Annotated in this window: 12 protein-coding genes, 4 tRNA genes and 1 pseudogene; 3 read left to right on the plus strand and 14 right to left on the minus strand. The window is 63.8% G+C overall.

Annotated elements, in window-relative coordinates; translation table 11 throughout:
- The 7 genes from JOF47_RS05140 to JOF47_RS05170 form a co-directional block, all read right to left on the minus strand.
- Positions 1 to 1,446: a multicopper oxidase domain-containing protein gene (locus JOF47_RS05140; RefSeq protein ID WP_209996383.1), complete on the minus strand. Its 1,446-nt coding sequence runs from the start codon at positions 1,444 to 1,446 to the stop codon at positions 1 to 3.
- Positions 1,439 to 2,005 carry a DUF4352 domain-containing protein gene (locus JOF47_RS05145; protein ID WP_209996384.1) on the minus strand — a complete coding sequence of 189 codons (567 nt, stop codon included), beginning with the start codon at positions 2,003 to 2,005 and terminating at the stop codon, positions 1,439 to 1,441. Before JOF47_RS05145 ends, JOF47_RS05140 begins: the two co-directional genes overlap by 8 nt.
- Before the next feature lie 415 nt (positions 2,006 to 2,420).
- Complete coding sequence (locus tag JOF47_RS05150; RefSeq protein WP_209996385.1) at positions 2,421 to 3,902, minus strand: malate:quinone oxidoreductase; 1,482 nt, start codon at positions 3,900 to 3,902, stop codon at positions 2,421 to 2,423.
- Positions 3,903 to 3,991: 89 nt separating this feature from the next.
- Positions 3,992 to 5,839, minus strand: coding sequence for an ABC transporter substrate-binding protein (locus JOF47_RS05155; RefSeq protein ID WP_209996386.1), 1,848 nt, complete (start codon positions 5,837 to 5,839; stop codon positions 3,992 to 3,994).
- Positions 5,840 to 5,973: 134 nt separating this feature from the next.
- A tRNA-Leu gene (locus JOF47_RS05160) sits at positions 5,974 to 6,055 on the minus strand.
- 88 nt (positions 6,056 to 6,143) lie between these two features.
- Positions 6,144 to 6,641: a thioredoxin-dependent thiol peroxidase gene (gene bcp, locus JOF47_RS05165; protein ID WP_209996387.1), complete on the minus strand. Its 498-nt coding sequence runs from the start codon at positions 6,639 to 6,641 to the stop codon at positions 6,144 to 6,146.
- 228 nt (positions 6,642 to 6,869) lie between these two features.
- Positions 6,870 to 7,346, minus strand: a complete 477-nt coding sequence (locus tag JOF47_RS05170) for an MFS transporter (protein ID WP_209996388.1) — start codon at positions 7,344 to 7,346, stop codon at positions 6,870 to 6,872.
- Positions 7,347 to 7,365: 19 nt separating this feature from the next.
- Between JOF47_RS05170 and JOF47_RS05175 the strand changes: the two genes are divergently transcribed.
- The gene (locus JOF47_RS05175) at positions 7,366 to 7,566 is read left to right on the plus strand and encodes a hypothetical protein (RefSeq protein WP_209996389.1); all 201 of its coding nucleotides are present in this window, start codon (positions 7,366 to 7,368) and stop codon (positions 7,564 to 7,566) included.
- Positions 7,567 to 7,612: 46 nt separating this feature from the next.
- Here JOF47_RS05175 and JOF47_RS05180 read toward each other — a convergent pair whose 3' ends face one another.
- The 3 genes from JOF47_RS05180 to JOF47_RS05190 all read right to left on the minus strand — a co-directional run bounded on the left by JOF47_RS05180 (position 7,613) and on the right by JOF47_RS05190 (position 11,633).
- The gene (locus JOF47_RS05180; RefSeq protein ID WP_209996391.1) at positions 7,613 to 9,241 is read right to left on the minus strand and encodes a S53 family peptidase; all 1,629 of its coding nucleotides are present in this window, start codon (positions 9,239 to 9,241) and stop codon (positions 7,613 to 7,615) included.
- Between the two features lie 12 nt (positions 9,242 to 9,253).
- Positions 9,254 to 11,269, minus strand: a complete 2,016-nt coding sequence (locus JOF47_RS05185; protein ID WP_245356265.1) for an MFS transporter — start codon at positions 11,267 to 11,269, stop codon at positions 9,254 to 9,256.
- 291 nt (positions 11,270 to 11,560) lie between these two features.
- A tRNA-Lys gene (locus JOF47_RS05190) sits at positions 11,561 to 11,633 on the minus strand.
- A gap of 1,507 nt (positions 11,634 to 13,140) precedes the next feature.
- Here JOF47_RS05190 and JOF47_RS21780 point away from each other — a divergent pair.
- Positions 13,141 to 14,147: pseudogene (locus JOF47_RS21780) on the plus strand (serine hydrolase domain-containing protein).
- Between the two features lie 122 nt (positions 14,148 to 14,269).
- On the opposite strand, the gene JOF47_RS05205 reads toward JOF47_RS21780, so the two are convergent.
- A tRNA-Lys gene (locus JOF47_RS05205) sits at positions 14,270 to 14,342 on the minus strand.
- A gap of 267 nt (positions 14,343 to 14,609) precedes the next feature.
- Positions 14,610 to 14,682 (minus strand) — tRNA-Lys (locus JOF47_RS05210).
- A gap of 233 nt (positions 14,683 to 14,915) precedes the next feature.
- Between JOF47_RS05210 and JOF47_RS05215 the strand changes: the two genes are divergently transcribed.
- Positions 14,916 to 15,869: a 2-hydroxyacid dehydrogenase gene (locus tag JOF47_RS05215; protein WP_209996396.1), complete on the plus strand. Its 954-nt coding sequence runs from the start codon at positions 14,916 to 14,918 to the stop codon at positions 15,867 to 15,869.
- 113 nt (positions 15,870 to 15,982) lie between these two features.
- Here the strand turns inward: JOF47_RS05215 and JOF47_RS05220 are convergent, their stop codons facing one another.
- Positions 15,983 to 17,209 (minus strand): MFS transporter, encoded by a 1,227-nt coding sequence (locus JOF47_RS05220; RefSeq protein WP_209996397.1) that lies wholly within the window; start codon positions 17,207 to 17,209, stop codon positions 15,983 to 15,985.
- 39 nt (positions 17,210 to 17,248) lie between these two features.
- The gene (locus tag JOF47_RS05225; protein WP_209996398.1) at positions 17,249 to 18,136 is read right to left on the minus strand and encodes a dihydrodipicolinate synthase family protein; all 888 of its coding nucleotides are present in this window, start codon (positions 18,134 to 18,136) and stop codon (positions 17,249 to 17,251) included.
- Positions 18,137 to 18,145 lie beyond the last annotated feature (9 nt).

Genomic DNA, 18,145 nt, shown 5'->3' on the forward strand with positions numbered 1-18,145 from the left:
CTAGCCTCCACTCACCGGTGATTTGAGTTCCCAATGGGCGACAAGCCCGCCGGGGTACATGCCGCCGGCCGCGGTTTGCGACATCTCGGCGTGGCAGTGCATGGGGTACTTCCAGTCCTCGGTCCGGTTGTTCCAGACTTGGTCGGTGGCGTCAGGCGGCCGCTTCAAAGGGATGATGCAATCCTTGCGGTCCATCGGTTGGAGTTCCACGACGTCCTCCCACTGTTGGAGCACCACGTGCCCCTCGTCATCCACGTGCCCATTTTTGCGCGGCCATTCGACGTTGTTACGTCGAACCGTCCAGAGATGGTTGCCGTGGAAATGGATCTGGTGGAAGGCAATCCCTGGATTGACCATCCGGACCGCCTGCCCGCCCCGGAGGGTGCCCAGCTCCACGTCCTCGCCAAAATCGCGGACGTCGACTTGCCGCGGGTAGCCGGACACCAGTGACTCCTCATGCGCCGCCCGGTTGATCGCAGGGTTCGGCGAATGGCCGAGGGCCTCGAAGCCGCTGCGGTCGTTGAGCAGGAAATAGCGGGGCACTGCGGGGTCCGCCTCCGGATCGACGGTTCCGCCGGCCGCCTCGATGTTTGCCCACTTGGTGTCGACCGCATGAGTGACCCACAGCCACTGCCGTTCGAAGGCCATCTGATGCGGCGCCACCCGCCAGGCGTCCTCGGGGTCCAGCACAACCAGGGATCCGAAGAGTCCGAGCGCGCGCTGCACGGGGGAATTCGTCGGATCATAGTAGATGTAGGTGCCTGCGCCAGGTGCGGCGAATTCCAGATATCCTTCCCCGCCCGGAGGAATCGGCCACGTGGTCTCGTCTTGGCCACCGGGCCCCGCCTGGGCAACGGTTAGCTGGTGTGTTCCGGAAAGCCCGTTGAACACGCGAAGCCGCACCGTCGATCCGGTTTCCGCGATGATGGTGCGTTGCGGGAAGTAGCTGGCCCAGTGGTTGCGCATGATCATGAACTGGCCGGAGTTAGCACCGTCCGGTCCGGCCGGCGTCGGCGTCCCGTTTGGGGGAAGCGCCGCCCCCAGTGGATACGTCCGTGATTGGACGACTTTCCCGTTTCTTGTAAAGATCTTCGGAACGATGCGCAATGACGGTTTGGCGTCCCGAAGTGCGGTTGGCTTGTCGCCGAAACCGCGCTGGTAGACCAGCGAATCGTCGACCATTTTTGCGTAGCCCTCATTGATGTAGAGGTCCAACACCCCGGGCAGCGGCACTGCGGCTGCGCTCACCCGCCCACGGGCCCTGGCGGGAACTGCAGCGACGGCGGGGCGGTTGACGGCGGCCACGGCCGCGAGAACCCCGATACCCGCGGCCGCACCGAATTTCAGCGCGCCGGCCCGGTCGAGCGTTCCTTCATTTCCGTCGGGCCCGGTGGTGGAAGGACAGGGATTGTTGCCTTCTGTTGGAGAAACGTTTTCCTCAGGCATGACCGGCCTCCAGGAATCCGGTGCGCCAGGCCACGGCGGGCAATGGCAAGTCGATGGGTGCGCCGCCCGGGTTCGAGATGTCGTCAAAAAGGGCGGTGAAGGCCGTGGCATCGGAGGGGACCAGGAAACTGATGTTGGTTCGGAGCTCGGATCCCGGGGCCAACAGCCCGGGGACCAGGTCGTTCCACCGGTTGACAACCAGCCAGGGCTGGCTGTTTCCCCGCAAGCGAAGCTGCCCGGGTGAAAACATTTGGTCCTCGTCGCTTTCATTGAAGACGTCGAGTTGGACAAGCACGTGGTCCCCGTAGGTCATGTTCACCGGTTGAAGCGACCTGCCGCCGGTCATCGGGTGGCCGGCATGGCCGCTCGCCGTGGCCGCATCGGCCGAGAGCCTGGACTGGCGTTCCGCCCTCGAGATCCGGGCCCTGCCGAAGCTGGTTTTCACGGTGGTGGTTCCGGGAGGGCCGTTGGCCGCGAATGCCACGGCCAATGCCGTGATCCCGCCCGCCCCTAGAACCAGCGAGGTTCCAAGGGTGATGCCAAGGGACCGCCGCGACAACAACGGCCGTTCCTCGGGGCCTTGTGGGGCCGGATCGGTCCCGTGGATTCGATGGCGGGCAGGACTGTGTTTTCCCCAAGCTGCGAGCATGGTTCGGCCTCCTCTGATACCGAGAGTTCCCCAGCGGCGGTTGGGATCCCGGGGCTTCCCTTTCCCCGAATTGATTGATCCCGCCTCCGCAGTGAGGCTCAGTATGCTATGGCGCCAAACAGGGTGTAAAGGCGCGATGGAGCATCTTGACCCTAGTCACAAGGTTTTTACAAGGTTTTCGGAATCTGGGTCGCGTGAGGTCGGGGCCGAAAACGGCAAAAGCCCGGCCCGCAGCCCCCGCCCGCACGAGGCGGGGAAGGACATGCGAACCGGACTTGTGCCGGAGTTGTGCGCTCAATGGCCGGAATCCAACCGGCCGTGAAAACTAGGCCAGCTTCAGGACCTTGTCGGTCTCGGCGCGAACCTCGGCGTAAAGCGACGGGTTCTCGTTCAGCTTCACGCCGTAGGACGGAATGATTTCCTTGAGCTTGGACTCCCAGCCGGAGAACTGCTTCGGGAAGCAGCGGCCCAGCAGCCCGATCATGATCGGGGTTGCCGTCGAGGCACCCGGGGAAGCGCCGAGCAGGCCGGAGATGGTGCCATCGGCGGAGGTGATGACCTCGGTGCCGAACTGCAGTGCGCCGCCCTTCTTGGCGTCCTTCTTGATGACCTGGACACGCTGGCCCGCCGTGATCAGTTCCCACTTCTCGCCGGTGGCCTCCGGGAAGTACTCGCGCAGTGCATCGTCCTTCTTCGCACGCGACTTGAGCACCTCCTTGATCAGGTAGGCGGTCAATGACATGTTGTCCTTGCCCACGGCCAGCATCGGGATGATGTTGTGCGGGCGGATGGACAGCGGAAGGTCCCACAACGAGGAGGTCTTCAGGAAGTTCGTGGAGAAGCCGGCGTACGGGCCGAACATCAGCGAGCGCTTGCCGTTGACGAAGCGGGTGTCGAGGTGCGGAACGCTCATGGGCGGGGCGCCGACCGAAGCCTGGCCGTAAACCTTGGCATGGTGCTGGTCGATGACGGTTTCGTCGGTGCAGCGCAGGAACTGGCCGGAGACGGGGAAGCCGCCGAAGCCCTTGATTTCCTCGATGCCGGCCTTCTGCAGCAGGCCCAGGGCGCCGCCGCCGGCGCCCACGAAGACGAACTTGGCGTTCACGGTGCGCTTGGCCTTGGTGGCGTTGTTCTTGACCGTCAGGGTCCAGCCGGCACCGTCGCGCTTGATGCCCTTGACCTTGTGGCCGAAGTTGACCTCGACGCCGGTGGCTGCAAGGTTCTCGGTCATCTGGCGGGTCAGCGAACCGAAGTCGACGTCGGTGCCGGAGGCGACGCGGGACGCTGCAACGCGCTGCGAGCCGTCGCGGCCGTTGGCAACCAGCGGGGTCCAGGACTTGATGGTGTCCAGGTCCTCGGTGTGTTCGATCTCGTTGAACAGCGCATGGGGCTTGAGCGCCTCGTAGCGGGTCTTGAGGTAGTCCGCGTGCTCGTCGCCGATGACAAAGCTCATGTGCGGCAGCGGGTTGATGAAGGTCGAAGCGTCACCGACCTGCTTGTTCTGTACAAGGTGGGAGTAGAACTGGCGCGTGACCTGGAACTGCTCGTTGATGCCGATGGCCTTGGCCGGATCAACCGAACCGTCGGCCGCCGCTGCGGTGTAGTTCAGCTCGCACAATGCCGAGTGGCCGGTGCCGGCGTTGTTCCAGGGCGATGACGACTCGAGGCCTGCCTGATCCAGGTTTTCAAAAAGTCCAATGCTCCACCCCGGCTCCAATTGCTTGATCAGGGTTCCGAGCGTTGCGCTCATGACACCGGCGCCGATTAGAACGACGTCAAATGATTGACTGGTGGCTTCAGAAGGCACAGGCTATCTCCGTTGAAAGTTCTTCTAGACTCCAGCCAAGAATAGCGCGGGGGCTCCGACTCCAAGAAATTGGGGTCTTGACTGCTTAATCACTTGGTGTTCAGTTTCACATCGGAGAAAACTTCGTCTAGCACCGGGGACGAAGGATAGTTCCTGACCGTGTCGTTGAACGCCAGCCCGGAAATCGGGAAGGCCAGCGGCAATGCCGGCAGGTCCACGGCCAGGGTGCGCGAAATGTCCTGGTAGGCGTTGACCCGCTCCTCGCCGCCGGGAATCGACCGGGCCAAGAGGATTTGCGCCTGCAAGATGGGCGAGTTGTACCCGAATTGCTTGTTCGTATCGGAGAAGATCCCCCCAAGGAAATCATCGGGGTCGCGGTACCCGCCGTTGAAGCCCAGCAGGTGCAACCCGGGCGTGGAGCCCGAATGCACTCGGCTGACATAGCCGTCGGTCCAGTCCACCGGAATCGGTTCGATGTTGATGCCCGCGGTGGCGAGCTGGCGGGAGATTTCCGCATAGATGAGTTCGGGCAGCGGCAGATAGGCGCGCGAGATGTTCAGCGGGTACAGGAACGGGACGGGGGAACCGTCGTAGCCCGCCTCCGCCAGCAGCGCCTTGGACCGTTGCAGGTCTGGCCCGTAGTAGGTGTCGGAGGGCTTGATGCCGAGGGAAGGGGGCAGGAAGCCGCGCGCTTCCTTGGTTCCGGAAATGTAGTAGGCATCGATGATCTTTTGCCTGTCGATGCTGTGCGCGATCGCTTGGCGGAATTCTGGCTTGGCAAGCCACTTGTTCTTCTGGTTCATGCCCAGGTAGGCCACGGAGAACGGGTCCCGCTGCACAATCAGTTTGCCCTCGCGGACAAGTTCGCGCAGGCCCGTGACGGTGACCATGTCAAAGCCGTCGATGTCGCCGCGGCGCAATTCGCCAAGACGCATTGCCGGGGTGCTTGTTTCGCGGAAAGAAACTAGGGTCGGTGCCTCGGGATTGTTGGCAAAGGCCGTTGCGTCCCAGTAGTCGGCAAAGCGGGCCACTTCGACGGTGTTGCCTTTCCACGAGGCAAAGGCGTAAGGGCCGGTGCCCACAGGGTGCGTGGACAGGGCGGAGGGGTGGCCCGGTTCGGCCGGCGCCGCGGCAAGGGCCGTGGGGGAGGCGATCACCAGCCCGGGCAGTGTCAGGGCCTCGATCAACCCCGTGATGGGGCGGCGCAGCGTCAGGACGACGGTGTGGGTTCCGGCCGTCTTGATGGAACCGAAGTAGCTGGCGCTTGCCCCGGTGCTGGCTCCGATGAATGGGTTGGACTTCAGCTGTTCGCGCAGGTTTTCAAGGCGTTGCACCTCGGCTTGGTGTTCGGCCTCCAGTTGTGGATCCACGGTTTCCTGGCCGTCCGGACCCTCGACGGGTTTCGGGGCCGGGATGGAATCGGGCAACTTGGGCAGCGAGTCGCTGTACCTGAAGACCTGGGTGAAGCCCTGGTCGGAGTCGGCCTTGGCGTCCTTCGGCAGCGCCGCCCAGCGTCGGAAGTTGAGGACCACGGCTTCGGCGTTGAAGTCGGTGCCGTCGTGGAATTTCACGTCCCGGCGCAGGATGAAGGTGTACTGCAAACGGTCTGGGCTGGAGATCCAGTCGGTGGCAAGCAACGGGATGGGTGCGCCCGTTTCGCGGTCGACGCCGATGAGGCCCTCGAAGATTTGCCGGGTGATGCGGAATGTTTCGTTGTCGCCGGAGACCGCCGGATCCAGCGTCACGGGGTTGGCTGCTGTGCCGAGGCGGAATTTTTGCACGGCCGGGGCGGTATCGCCGGTGGGGGTGGCGGACGGGCCGGGGGTCTTCTGGGGTATGCAGCCGGTTAGCGCCAGGGCTGCGACGCCGAGTCCTCCGGCCAGGAATGCGCGGCGCGAGGCGGCTGCCGAAACTGGGGATGACGGCGGCGTGGGCACCAAGGACTCCTTCAAGTGTTTTGGGCACCGACATCGTTTCGGTCCCCTGCACGGTACTAACGAGCAAGGCCCCCGGAAATATCCGGGGGCCTTGCATGGGTGCCTGAGGGGATGAATTGCCCTTCGGCGATTTGTGCGAGCGGGGGGACTTGAACCCCCACGTCCGAAGACACTGGAACCTAAATCCAGCGCGTCTGCCAATTTCGCCACGCTCGCAAGGCCGCAACCACTCATGTGGTTCAGCATGAATCAGTGTAGCGGATTCCGGCGGCCGTTTTTTCCACTTTTGGGCTGTGGGCGAAACTTACTTCGGATCGAGTCCCAGATCACGACGGAGTTTGGCAACGTGTCCCGTGGCACGAACGTTGTACTGCGCGAGCTCCACCAGGCCGGCCTCGTCGATGACGAAGGTCGAGCGGATCAGGCCCTCGTAAATGCGGCCGTAGTTCTTCTTTTCGCCCCAGGCGCCGTAGGCGGCCGCGGCCGCGTGGTCCTCGTCGGACAGCAGCGGGAAGCTGAGCTCTTCCTTGGCCGCGAACTTGGCAAGCTTTGCCGGTGTGTCGGGGGAGATGCCGACCACCTGGTAGCCGGCACCCTGGAGCGATCCAAGCGAATCGCGGAAGTCGCAGGCCTGCTTGGTGCACCCCGGGGTGGATGCGGCCGGGTAGAAGTACAGGATGGTCTTCTTGCCGCGCAGCGATGCCAGCGCCAGTTCCTCGCCGTTGGCATCGATGAGGGTGAAGTCCGGCGCCGGGTCCCCGGGTACCAGGCGGACTGCTTCGGTCGTGGCGTTCTCGCTCATGAGTTTGCTGCTCCCTGTGTTGTTGTTCGGCGCACGGAAGTCGCACCCCGATAAGTGGTTGGTCTTGCCCACGAGCCTATCTCCAATGGGCGGTGGTCCGCGCGGCCGTGAACGTGCCGGCGCCGCAGGGGGCAAGCGCTCGGCAGACAAGGAAGCGGTGGTTCCCATGGCTTGGGGGTGTCCATGGGAGGCACCGCGGCATGGTGGGGGGCGATGAAGCGCCGGGGCCTAGCTCTGCTTGTACACCCGGCGAACCACGACCAGGCTGCTCAGGGACACTGCGGCGATCGCCAGCAGGTAGAAGCTTGGCGCCAGCAACGATCCGGTGCCGGCGATGAGCCAGGTGAGGATGAACGGGGCAAAGCCGCCGAAGACCGTCACGGCAATGTTGTAGCCCAGCGACATTCCGGTGGTTCGGATCTGCGGCGGGAAGATCGCCGCACGCAATGCGGGCAGCGGTGCAAAGTACGCGGTGGCCAGGAAGCCGAAGACCAGCTCGATGCCGATCATGGTTCCGATGGTCGAGACGTTGACCAGCAGGATGAACAGCGGCAGGGCCGTGACCAGGGTGCCGACGGCCGCGAAGGTCATGATGCGCGCAGCGCCGATGCCCGCGCGGAACTCTTCGCATAGGCCCCATCCCCGGACGGCTTGGCCGATGGTGCCCGCTGACCCTACTATTAGTGATTGATAGAACTCAATCACTAATAGTAGGGTCGTTTTCATGTCCAAGAACAAGCCGGGGGCCTCGTCGGGATTCGCGCTGCCCGAGGCACTGGTTTCCCAACGTGTCGCCTTTGCGGGATCGGGCGCTTCGGGCACCCATGAGGACCAAAAGGCGCGTGCGCACCGAACCGGATCGACAAACCGCATAGGATCGCGGTCCGCGCGGGTGCGCGCCGCCATCCGCAACGACGGCTGGTAAGGCTAACCCAGAACAAACGGGACAAACGGGACTGGCCGGAGTTCCGTCAATGGATAGCGATCACGATGGCGGCTTGCAGGGCCAGTCCGTCAGGCACGCCGAGACCGGTGCAGGCATCCCAACCGGCGGTTGCCCGGTACGTCCCGTTGTTTCCCCGTTTGATGTCGCGGAACCCGCTTGCCGCGAGGCCGGCCTCCACCCGTGCGTAGATGGCCGGTTGCAGCAATCCGAACCCGTGCCCCTGCTGCTGGGCCAGCCTGGCAAGCAACGCGGCCCACAAGGGGGAAACGGCGCTGGTGCCGCCAAATACCACGTCCTTGCCGTCGACCCTGACCCTGTAGCCCGTTCGGGGGTCGGCGACTGCCGCGACATCAGGCACGCCCCGCCCTCCGGGGACGGCGGACGGCTCGGCGCCGGAACTGACGGTGACCTGTTGTTGCCATGGCGGGAGCGGAAATGCGTCGCTGACCCCGCCGCCGGTGGCGGATTTCGCGGAATGGTTCCACACGGTTTCGGAGCGGACCTTGCCCGTTGCCGGATCGGCCATCAGGCGGGTGCCGCCGCAGGCCAAGGCGTGCGGGCTGGAGGCCGGGAAGTCTGCATGGTTCTTGCCGTCGGAGGCGGCGTCGGCGCTGCCGTTGTCGCCTGCCGCGGCAGTGGCCGTCGCCCCGAGCAGCGTGGCGTCAACAAAGGCATTGTCCATCTCCGCGCGTGCTTGGGCCGTCCATTCGTCCTCGTTTTGGCCCCAGCTGATGCTGATCGAGGCGGGCGTCGGAGTGTCATGGGCGGCCCGGGCGACTGCGTCGACGAACCCGGCGTCGGTGTTGGGTGCGAAATAGACCTTGAGTGCGGCCCGGGGCGCCAGCGCACCGGCCACCTCGATGTCCAGCATGACCTCGCCGTCGGCCCCCTTCGGATCGGAGCCGGGCGCATTGGCCGCCCCGTCGACACCGATGGCGATCACCGTGGGACCCTCGATGCCCAGATCCGCGAAGTACACGTCGAGATCGGCCTGGACGAAGCCGCCGCCTAGTTCGATGATGGCAATGACCTGGCCGGTTCCATCGGTGTCGGCGGGGAACTTGTAGATTCGGGCCAGATCCAAGGGCGTGTAGCTTACGCCGGCGGCGGCTTTGGGTGCGACGTGAAAGTGGGGCCGCGCGGCCGGCCTGTCATCCAGGCCCAGCACGGCCGTGACCACCCCGTCCAGGGCCGCCGGCACGCTCAACCCGCCCGTGCGCTGGCGGTGCGTGACGGCTTCCCGGTTGGGTGCCACGCTTGTCACCCGTTCGAGCCGGGTTCCGAAGATCTCGGCCAGCAGCCCCGCGGTTCCGGCGACCCGCAGGCACCGTGTTGCCGGATTGGCGTCGACGACGACGGCACCGAGCTCGGTGAGGGTCGTGGTGACAAGGTCGATGTCCTTGGCGCTGGCGCCGTGGGACGCCGGCCGGGCCCCCTTCTGCGGTCCGCCGGGAAGCTTGTCCTCCGGCACTGGGCGGCTGCGGCGCAGGTAGACACTGATTTCCACCTGTTCCTCATCGATCGTGCGGACCCCGGGCCTGGCGGCCGCGGACCTGTCCGGGGCGGGTCCACGCTCGCTGCCGGGCAGCGGAACGCGGTCCGGGGGATCCCCGGCAGGACTGGCGTGGCTTGAATGGCTGGAATGGCTGTTCATGGTGTGCACCAATCACGATGGGCGGGGTAGCTGGATGCTGCAACGGTTCGGCGGCCGGAACCATGACGGCTCCGCACGGTGGTGCGACCTTTTCTTCAAGGCCGCCCGCCGGCATGGGGCGGGGCCGCCCGTGTCCATTTCAGGACCATCCGTTCCACGGGTCAAGGGGTCCGAGGCCTGTGCCGTCGTGTGGGGCATCGGCGTTGCGGTGTCATCCGCGCCCGAAGCGTCCTCTTCCGGAAGGCCTCCGCCGGAAGTGCCTTCGTCGTAGACGTACTTGCCGCCGCGCAGTGCCGAGGCCACGGCTGCCACCAGGCTGGCGACGATCGCAAAGCCGAAGGCCACGGTGAGTCCGTCGGCGAACGGGCCCGAGATCAGGGCGGGGAAGAATCCCCGGCCGGTGAGGTAGGCGGCGTCGGCGGGTGAAAGGTGCGCCAGGGCGGCGGGCCCCAAGAGCGTCTGCACCGGGTTGTAGCCCAGCAGGGACGCGAACAGGACGGACACCGGCGGCAGGCCGGCAACCCTTCCGGCGTCCACGGCGCCGACACCGTGGGTGACGAGCCCCTCGGTCAGCGTGGACGGGAGGGAGCGGGCCAGTCCCGTGATCATGAGGGAAAAGAAGATGCCGATGAACAGGACCATGGCGGAGTTCTGGAAAGTCGTGCTCATGCCCCCGCCCACGCCGCGGCGGTTGGGCGGCAGGCTGTTCATGATGCCGGCGCGGTTCGGCGCGGCGAACAGACCCATGCCGATACCGTTGGCCAGCAGGGCCAGCACAAAGCTCCAGTACTCGAATTCCACCGGCAGCAGGAGCAGCCACCAGAAGCTCAGGGCCGCGACAACCATGCCGCCGGTGGCCAGCAGCCTGGCCCCGCGCCGGTCGGAGATCGCACCGGAGACCGGCCCCGCCACCAGGAAGCCAGCAGTCAGCGGCAGCATGTAGATGCCGGCCCACAAGGGCGTCTCGGCAAAGCCGTAGCCGTGCCGGGGGAGCCAGATGCCCTGCAGCCAGATGATCAGGATGAACATCAGCCCGCCCCGGCCGATGCCGGAGAGCAGGCTGGCCAGGTTTCCGGCCGTGAACGCGCGGATGCGGAACAGGGAGATCTCGAACATCAGCTCGGCAACCCGGTTTTCCACGATGATGAAGATGCCCAGCACGATCACGCCGCCGACCAGCGCCGTCAGCACCCAGGGGTCGGTCCACCCCATGGTGTGGACGCCATATGGCTGGATGCCGTAGGTGATGCCGACCAAGACCGCGATCAGTCCCGCCGCAAACGTGATGTTTCCCCACCAGTCGAGCTTCGCCGGCTGCCGGATGCCGTTGTCATGCAGCCTCAGGTAGGCCCAGATCGTGCCGAAAAGCCCCACGGGCACCGAGACCAGGAACACGAGCCGCCAATCGACCGGGCCCAGCAGCCCGCCGATGATCAGTCCCAGGAACGATCCGGCGATGCCGGCCACTTGGTTCAGTCCAAGGGCCAGGCCCCGCTGGTCGACGTCGAACGCGTCGGTGATGATGGCATTGGAATTGGCCATCAGCAGGGCACCGCCCACTCCCTGGAGGACTCGCATGATGATCATCCAGTACACGGCCGGGACGCCCTGCATCCACGTCACCGCAAGCAGGATTGAAAACAGCGTGAAAATGGCAAAGCCGGCGTTGTACATCTTCACCCGGCCGTATATGTCGCCCAGCCGGCCAAAGCTGACCACCAGCACGGCCGTGACAACCATGTAGCCCATGATCAGCCACAGCAACAGGCTGGTGTTTCGCGGGGCCAAGGGATTGATGCCCACGCCGCGGAAGATGTCGGGCAGGGCGATCAGCAGGATCGATGCGTTGATCGTGGCCATGAGCATGCCCAGGGTGGTGTTTGACAGAACGATCCACTTGTAGCGGGGATTGGCCAGGTCGCGGGACCGCCGGATTGCCACGTTGCCGCCAAGCTGGAACTTTTCCTGAAGCATTTTTGTCAGCCCCTCCATGGACCACGGGGCAGGGGAATTGTTTACCTCTGTCAACTATCCATGTTAGTCCCGTGGCTGCGTCGGGAACCTGAGCATTTGCCCCGAGTGACTATCAGGGACTGTCCAGCAATCCGCAGACATCGTCGGCAATGAACTTTGGGGACGACGTGCGGTTTGGGACCGGGAGCGACAGCTCCTTGCGCGCTTCAAGCGGGCGAAGCTTGGATCGAATTCCCTACCGGCAGAGGCCCGGATCCCGTCCTCCGAAGATGAAGTGTCGGAATGCGGGCTCCGGGGGAAAACGAAAGGCTCGATCTGTCTAAACAGATCGAGCCTTTCTTACCGTGCACCCCCCGGGACTTGAACCCGGAACCTACTGATTAAGAGTCAGTTGCTCTGCCAATTGAGCTAGAGGTGCATTATGTCGTTTCGGTCAGCGCTCCGTGCGGAACCCGTCCTTGCGACGCAGATAATCATAACCAGAAAGTGGTCCAGAACTAAAATCGGGGGTTGGGGTTCGATCGGTCCGCCAAATTCCTTGTAAATACGCGGTTTTTCCCGCGATTTCGGAGGGTTCGCCCATGATTTTCGGGCGCTTCCCGCGAAAGTCGTTCTGTGACGGTGCGCACAGTTGGTTTCGGTGGCAAAGCGTATTCGCCTTAAAGGGTGAAACCTATGCATCGTTCAATGTTGGGGCGGCAGTTGTTGTCACTGGACCCCGCCGCTCAGTGTGCTCTTGGAAGGAATGTGTTTGTGTAGCGGTCAATGTCGGATGAGAGTGGTTCACGTGCCGCAAAAGCTGTGCAGCCAATGGCGGTCGACTAACGGTGACTGAGCTGTCCATGGCTTGGCTGGCGGGACTTCCTCAATTCCGCCGTGCCAACAGCGGTCGAACAAGACCGATGTGCAGCGATTCCATCTCGTACAAGACGGCGTGGTTAATTGGTTCAGCAGATCACCGTTCTTCAAGAGCGCGGCCGGATTGCGAAAACGCACGCTGTCCTCGACACACCCAAGGATCACTGCTCTACTCGAAAAGCGTGACGAATCAGGTGTTCTTGAAGATCAAGGGGGCCGGGATGAAGAAACGGCGATTCATCACATTCCACGGTTTTGCTGCGATCGCCACGGCTTCGTCGTTCACTTCTATTCGCCGGCAACCACAGCCAACACCGCAAAACGCCGCGGGCAATTTTTCATGCCCGGCCTTCGCGGTGACGCACCTCGCAACAGTGTCCAGCTCTCAAGTGAGCGGGATCGAGACTCCTGGCGAACCGGCAGCCTTGACGGTGGAACCATGTCCCGGAGTACCTTTTCCCGACGTCAATGGCTGCGACTCCGGCGGCAATGGAGGTTTCCAGGGCGACACCGGGACGTGGTGCCCCAGCAACCGTGGCGATCCCTGGATCGAGAAACTTAGGCCGCTGCATCGGCAAGGAAACGACCGGGAAGTTCTCCTGTCGCAACAAATAGACCTCCCCACCGGGCCATATGTTGGCTGCGGTTCCGGCGGGGTAGAAGCGACTGAAGGGATGCTCCTCTCGGCAATTCTTGTCAGGGATGTCGAGGGAGGGCCACCGTCCGGCTCGAACCTTTTCAACTCTCGGGAACTAGGGAACCGGGTGAGCTCATGAAGGATTCAGTGGTTTTCAGGGGGGAAGTTGGCAATTGGTGCGGTTCTTGCCCTGGTTTTGACTGGGTGCGGGTCTGGCGTCGTACCGCCACCGAGTCCGTCCAGTGTGGAACAGGGAAGCCCGACATCAAGCCCGGGCACCACTGCGGGGCAGTGTGTGGCCGATCCGGCCAACGTGGTCAAGGCCGCACCTGGAGCCTCGGGCACCCTGCCGAAATCCGTGGTTGCGACTCTCGACTCGGGCGCGAAGGCTGCCTTTGAGACGGCTGCGGCACCGGGGGCCATAGTGGGCGTGCGCACGCCTCAAGGCATCTGGACGGCGGCTTATGGGCTGGCCGACCCGACGACCAAGGCGCCTATGACCACAGACATGCATGCCCGAATTGGCTCCGTCGCCAAGACGTTCACCGGAACATTGCTGCTCCAATTGGCCGAAGAGGGCAAGCTCGGCCTCGATGATCCGATCGGCAATACCATCCCGGCATTCCCAATGGCGAGCGGATCACCCTGCGCATGCTGGCCAATATGACAAGCGGCGTGTCCAGCTTTTACACCGAGGATTTCTTGAAGCGCTACTTCGGCGACCCCTCCAGCAAGTTCACCACGGATGAGCTCATTGCCTACGGCGTTTCGGCCTCGCCGCTATTTGCCCCGGGGGAGAAGTTCAACTATTCCAACACCAATACCATCTTGCTGGGGACGGTGATTGAAAAGGTGACCGGACAGCCATTCCTGGAGGTGCTGAAGCAGCAAATCCTGGTGCCGTTGGGCATGGCGAACACCAGCTGGCCGGGTGATTCGGACGCGGTTCCGAGCCCTCATCCGCGCGGGTTTACGCTCCAGGGCTTGGAACCGCTGAACGAGCCCGTCGACGCCACGAACTGGACGCCGACTTTCGCCGGTGCCGCCGGCGCCTTGATCTCCACCGTTGAGGATTTGTTGACATACGACCGGGCGCTGGCCACGGGGCAGGGGCTGCTCTCGCCGGAGGCCCAAATAGCGCGGCTGAAGTCGTTCCCAACTCCGGCAGGCTATGGGCTGGCCTTGGGCTGCATTGGCGGGTGGGTGGGGCACACGGGGGAGCTGCCCGGTTTCAACACGGCCTTGTACTACGACACCACCACCGACACGTCGGTGGTGGTCATGGTCAACAGCGACATCTCCTCGGGTGGATGCGCCGAATCGCCCACGTTGAGTGACAATCCTGGCGAGCTGCCGTGCGCGGCCCCGGCCACACGCATTTTTGTGGGGGTTTCCAAGGCGTTGGGGCATGAGTTTGCGCCCGTGCCTTCACGATGAGGAAGTCCTGGCAGCCGTAGCGCTTCGAGGCCCGTTGTCGCGACCCATCCCGTGAGTCCGGGAGGTTTCCAGGGAAAAGCAGAAGGTCCGATTCGCAACTGCGAATCGGACCTTCTTTGCTGTGCACCCCCCGGGACTTGAACCCGGAACCTACTGATTAAGAGTCAGTTGCTCTGCCAATTGAGCTAGAGGTGCGGCTGTTGTTTTGCCGGAGTTCGTAACTCCTGCGCTCTGCAACGACATGAAACTATACCAGCTTCTCAGGCTTGCGCGCGACGCTTCCGACGTGCGCCAGCGATCGTGTGAGCCTTGGCGATGAACTCTGGGTTTGGGCGGCCCGATCGGGCGGGCGCGGGCCGGGCCCAGGCGTGTCCAGTGCGGTTGCGGGGCCGCTTTGGAGCCGTTGCATCCGGGAAAAGCAGAAGGTCCGATTCGCAACTGCGAATCGGACCTTCTTTGCTGTGCACCCCCCGGGACTTGAACCCGGAACCTACTGATTAAGAGTCAGTTGCTCTGCCAATTGAGCTAGAGGTGCGGCTGTTGTTTTGCCGGAGTTCGTAACTCCCGCGCTCTGCAACGACATGAAACTTTACCAGCTTGACGGGGGAATGCAAATCGAAATGGCCTTTTGCGAGCGAGGTCACAATAATCGTCCTGATTTGGGTTGTTGTGGCGGCAATAGCAGGACTTTAGCTACGTGAAAGATTGTTTCGTTGCCGGGGCATGTTCCTTTAGGGCAGGTGCCCTGATCGACCTAGGCTCAAGAGCATGAAGCAGAACACCGTTGTTACTTTTCCCAGTGAAGAACTCCTCGCTGCTGTAGGCCCTTTGCCAGAAGGTCTCGAAGCCGGCATTTGGGACTTCACGAGCGATCCCGTGGGCGTGGCCCTTGAGGCCATCGAAATTGCAGTTTTCCCCTACATGGCCAAGTTCTCCGAGCTGGAAGATGTCAAAAAGGCGCCGAACCTCAAGTTGGTGCAGACCCAAACCACTGGGTTCGACGGAATCCGTGAACTTGTTGGTCCGGATGTGTCAGTGGCTACTGCGCACGGCGTTCATGCCGCTTCCACGGCCGAGTTGGCCGTCGGGATGGCAATCGCCTCGCTGCGAGGCATCGGGGAGTCGGTGCGGGACCAGGCCGCCGGCCATTGGAATCCACGGCGTTGGCCGGGATTGGCCGACCGCAAGGTGGCGATTGTTGGTGTTGGCGGCATCGGCGAAGAAATTCGCAAGCGGTTGGTTCCGTTTGAAGTTGAGCTCAGCCGTTTTGGCACACGTGCACGCACCGACGAGCACGGTGAAATCCTGGCCATTGATGACCTGCACTCGCGCGCCTCGTCGATTGAGGTCTTGATCCTCATAGTTCCGCACAACGCATCGACCCACCACCTGGTGGATGCGCAGCTGCTCTCCACGCTGCCCGACGATGCGGTCATCGTCAACGTGGCCCGCGGCGCGGTGGTTGACACCGACGCTCTGGTGGCGGAGCTGGCGACCGGGCGCCTGCGCTGCGCCTCGGACGTTTTTGACCCGGAACCGCTTCCGGAGGATCATCCGATTTGGAAGCTGCCCAATGCACTGATCGTCCCGCACAATGGCGGAAACACCGAGGCGTTTCTGCCGCGCATGACGGCTCTGCTGAAGCGCCAGGTTGTGGCTTGGGCCGAAGGCCGGGATTCGGAGAACCTCGTTTACAGCGCCGAAGCCGCCAACCGACACTAGCTGGATTCGTGGCCGGCAAGGCGTCGAGGGCGGCGTGAATCGCCTGCCTGCACAGCAACGGATCGAGGGTGGTTGGCCTTCCGGAATGCCCGGGAGGCCAACCATCCTTGTGCTCACTGCACAGGGTTTCGGGTGCTGTTCCGGTCCACGATTGAGCATGCCGCGATGAAGGCCGTCAGGACGAGGGCTGCATGCAAGGGGAGTGGCGCCGGGCCCGCAATGACGGCTCCCGCGAGAGCTGTTCCGGCGGACCCCGCGGTGATCTTCAGTGCGCCGACCCAGACGAAGACCTGGCCTCGCGAGTTTTGCGGCGCATACTCGCTGCGCGCGGCAAGGGTCGCGGCAAAGAAGTACGAGTTGATGATTCCAGCGAGTCCATAGGCGGCGATCGCCGCGCTGAAAACGGTGGAGAGCGTCACGCAGAGCAGTGCTCCGGCAACCGTGAAGGCAAGCCAGGTCATGAGTCTGTCGGCGTCCCCTTTCAGCGGACGGATCATCACGCCGATCGATCCGGCCAGATTGCCCAAGCCGTATGCGGCAGTGAGGATTCCTGCAGCGGCCCCATCGACCTTGAAATGACCTGTCGATGCCACGGCCGTTATGGGAAGCACGGCTACCGACAGGGCCACGGTCATTGTCATGTACAAGGTCCGGCGCAGCGGGCCGGTGGTCAGCATCAGCAAAAGCGTTTGCCCGGGCTTGGGCACCTCGGTTTGATTTGCGGCCCGGCTTCCGTGCGGCAGGAGTTTCACCAGGATGGCTGCAAGCATGGTTCCGGCAGCAAGCATGAGGGCCGCAACGGCGGCTCCCGACCAGGCCGAGACTGCCGCGACGATTCCCGGGCCAAGGGTCCCGCCAATGCCATAGGTCGCGACGTCCCAGCCCTGGGCTCGGCGTTGGCTTTCCCGGCTGTCCCCGGCGATCTCGGGGAGCCGGGAGCTGATGCCGCCGGTCAGCAGTGGCCCAAACAGCCCCGAGACGATCAAAAGCAGTGCCGGCACAATGGGCAAGGTCACAGGATAGAGCAGTACCGCCGCGGCGAGCGTTCCACCGTGTGCAATACAGGCAAAGGCAATGACGTTGCGTGCATCGCGCGCGGTGTCCAGGCTGCGGGCAACGAATGGCCCCAGCAGGTGCGGCGCCGTGATGCTGGCGCCTAGGAGCCCTGCAAGCCATCCCGGACCACCGCTGGTGGTGACCAGCAGGACGACGGCGACCACTGCGCCGCCGTCCGCTGTCCGCGCCAACGTTGCAGCGGCCACGTACCTGGCCAGGCCTCCGGCACCCGCAGGTCGGTCCCCGGGCAGGGCCTTGGTGATTTCTTTGTTTGGAGTTCTCACGGTGTTGTCGATCCACGTCCGCGGGCGGCAGCCTGCGGGCTAGCCGTCCAGGCCGGTGAGCTTCAGGGAATCCCTGATCTCCGAACGGGTCTGGTCTTCGAGGCCCTTCAGCGGGCTCGGGAGGCTGTGGGGGTTGGTGAGTCCCAGTTCCTCGGCGATGGCCGCAACCACGCGCAGGCTCCCGTGAGATTTGAACAACGCCCAGATGGGATCGAATTTCCGGGAGATTTCCCGTGCGGTGCCGGCGTTTCCGGCCAGTGCGGCGTCGGCCAGTTCCATGGCGTGGCGGGGGAAGATTCCTGCAATGACAGAATGCCAAACGTCATAGCCGGCCAGCAATGCGTCGGCGGCTTCCCAATCCCCGCTGAGGCCGATCGAGTGTTCGGGGGAGAAGATCCCTCGGAGTTCGGCAAGGCGCGATGCCGTGGCTCCGGCCGGGGGCGGGGGAATCTTGATGCCGCCGATCCGGGGGAGTCGGGCGATGCGTTCGAGCAATTCGTCGGAGAAGACAAACCCGGTGGTACCCGGGCTGTCGTACACAAAGACCGGCACGGAGGAAGCCGAGACGACGTCGCGGTACAGGCCGAACACCTCGTTTGCTGTGAGCCGGTGATAGGAGACGGGTGTAAGGAGCAGGGCGGAAGCCCCGGCGAGCTGCGCATCCTCGGCGTTGGCGATCACTTCCCGTGTGCGCATGGCACCGATCCCGCTCATGACCGAGGCATCGCCGGCGGAACCGACAGCAACTTGCAGCGCTTCTCGGCGTTCGTCGCGGGACAGGTAGGGGTAGACGCCGGTGGACCCCAGGACACCGATTGATTTCACGCCGGCGTCGGTGATGCGACCGACGAGTCGGGCAAGGGCGGTTTGGTCGACGCCGTCTTCCGAGAGCGGTGTTAGCGGGAAGGCGCACAGTCCGTCAAACATGATGTGGAT

Source organism: Paeniglutamicibacter kerguelensis, assembly GCF_017876535.1.
GTDB classification, from domain to species: Bacteria; Actinomycetota; Actinomycetes; order Actinomycetales; family Micrococcaceae; genus Paeniglutamicibacter; species Paeniglutamicibacter kerguelensis.

Bases quoted from the DNA above. Each gene is read 5' to 3' on its own strand.
- JOF47_RS05140 (WP_209996383.1), bottom strand. From the start codon at position 1,446: ATGCCTGAGGAAAACGTTTCTCCAACAGAAGGCAACAATCCCTGTCCT.
- bcp (WP_209996387.1), bottom strand. From the start codon at position 6,641: ATGAGCGAGAACGCCACGACCGAAGCAGTCCGCCTGGTACCCGGGGAC.
- JOF47_RS05175 (WP_209996389.1), top strand. From the start codon at position 7,366: ATGTCCAAGAACAAGCCGGGGGCCTCGTCGGGATTCGCGCTGCCCGAG.
- JOF47_RS05180 (WP_209996391.1), bottom strand. From the start codon at position 9,241: ATGAACAGCCATTCCAGCCATTCAAGCCACGCCAGTCCTGCCGGGGAT.
- JOF47_RS05215 (WP_209996396.1), top strand. From the start codon at position 14,916: ATGAAGCAGAACACCGTTGTTACTTTTCCCAGTGAAGAACTCCTCGCT.
- JOF47_RS05225 (WP_209996398.1), bottom strand. From the start codon at position 18,136: ATGTTTGACGGACTGTGCGCCTTCCCGCTAACACCGCTCTCGGAAGAC.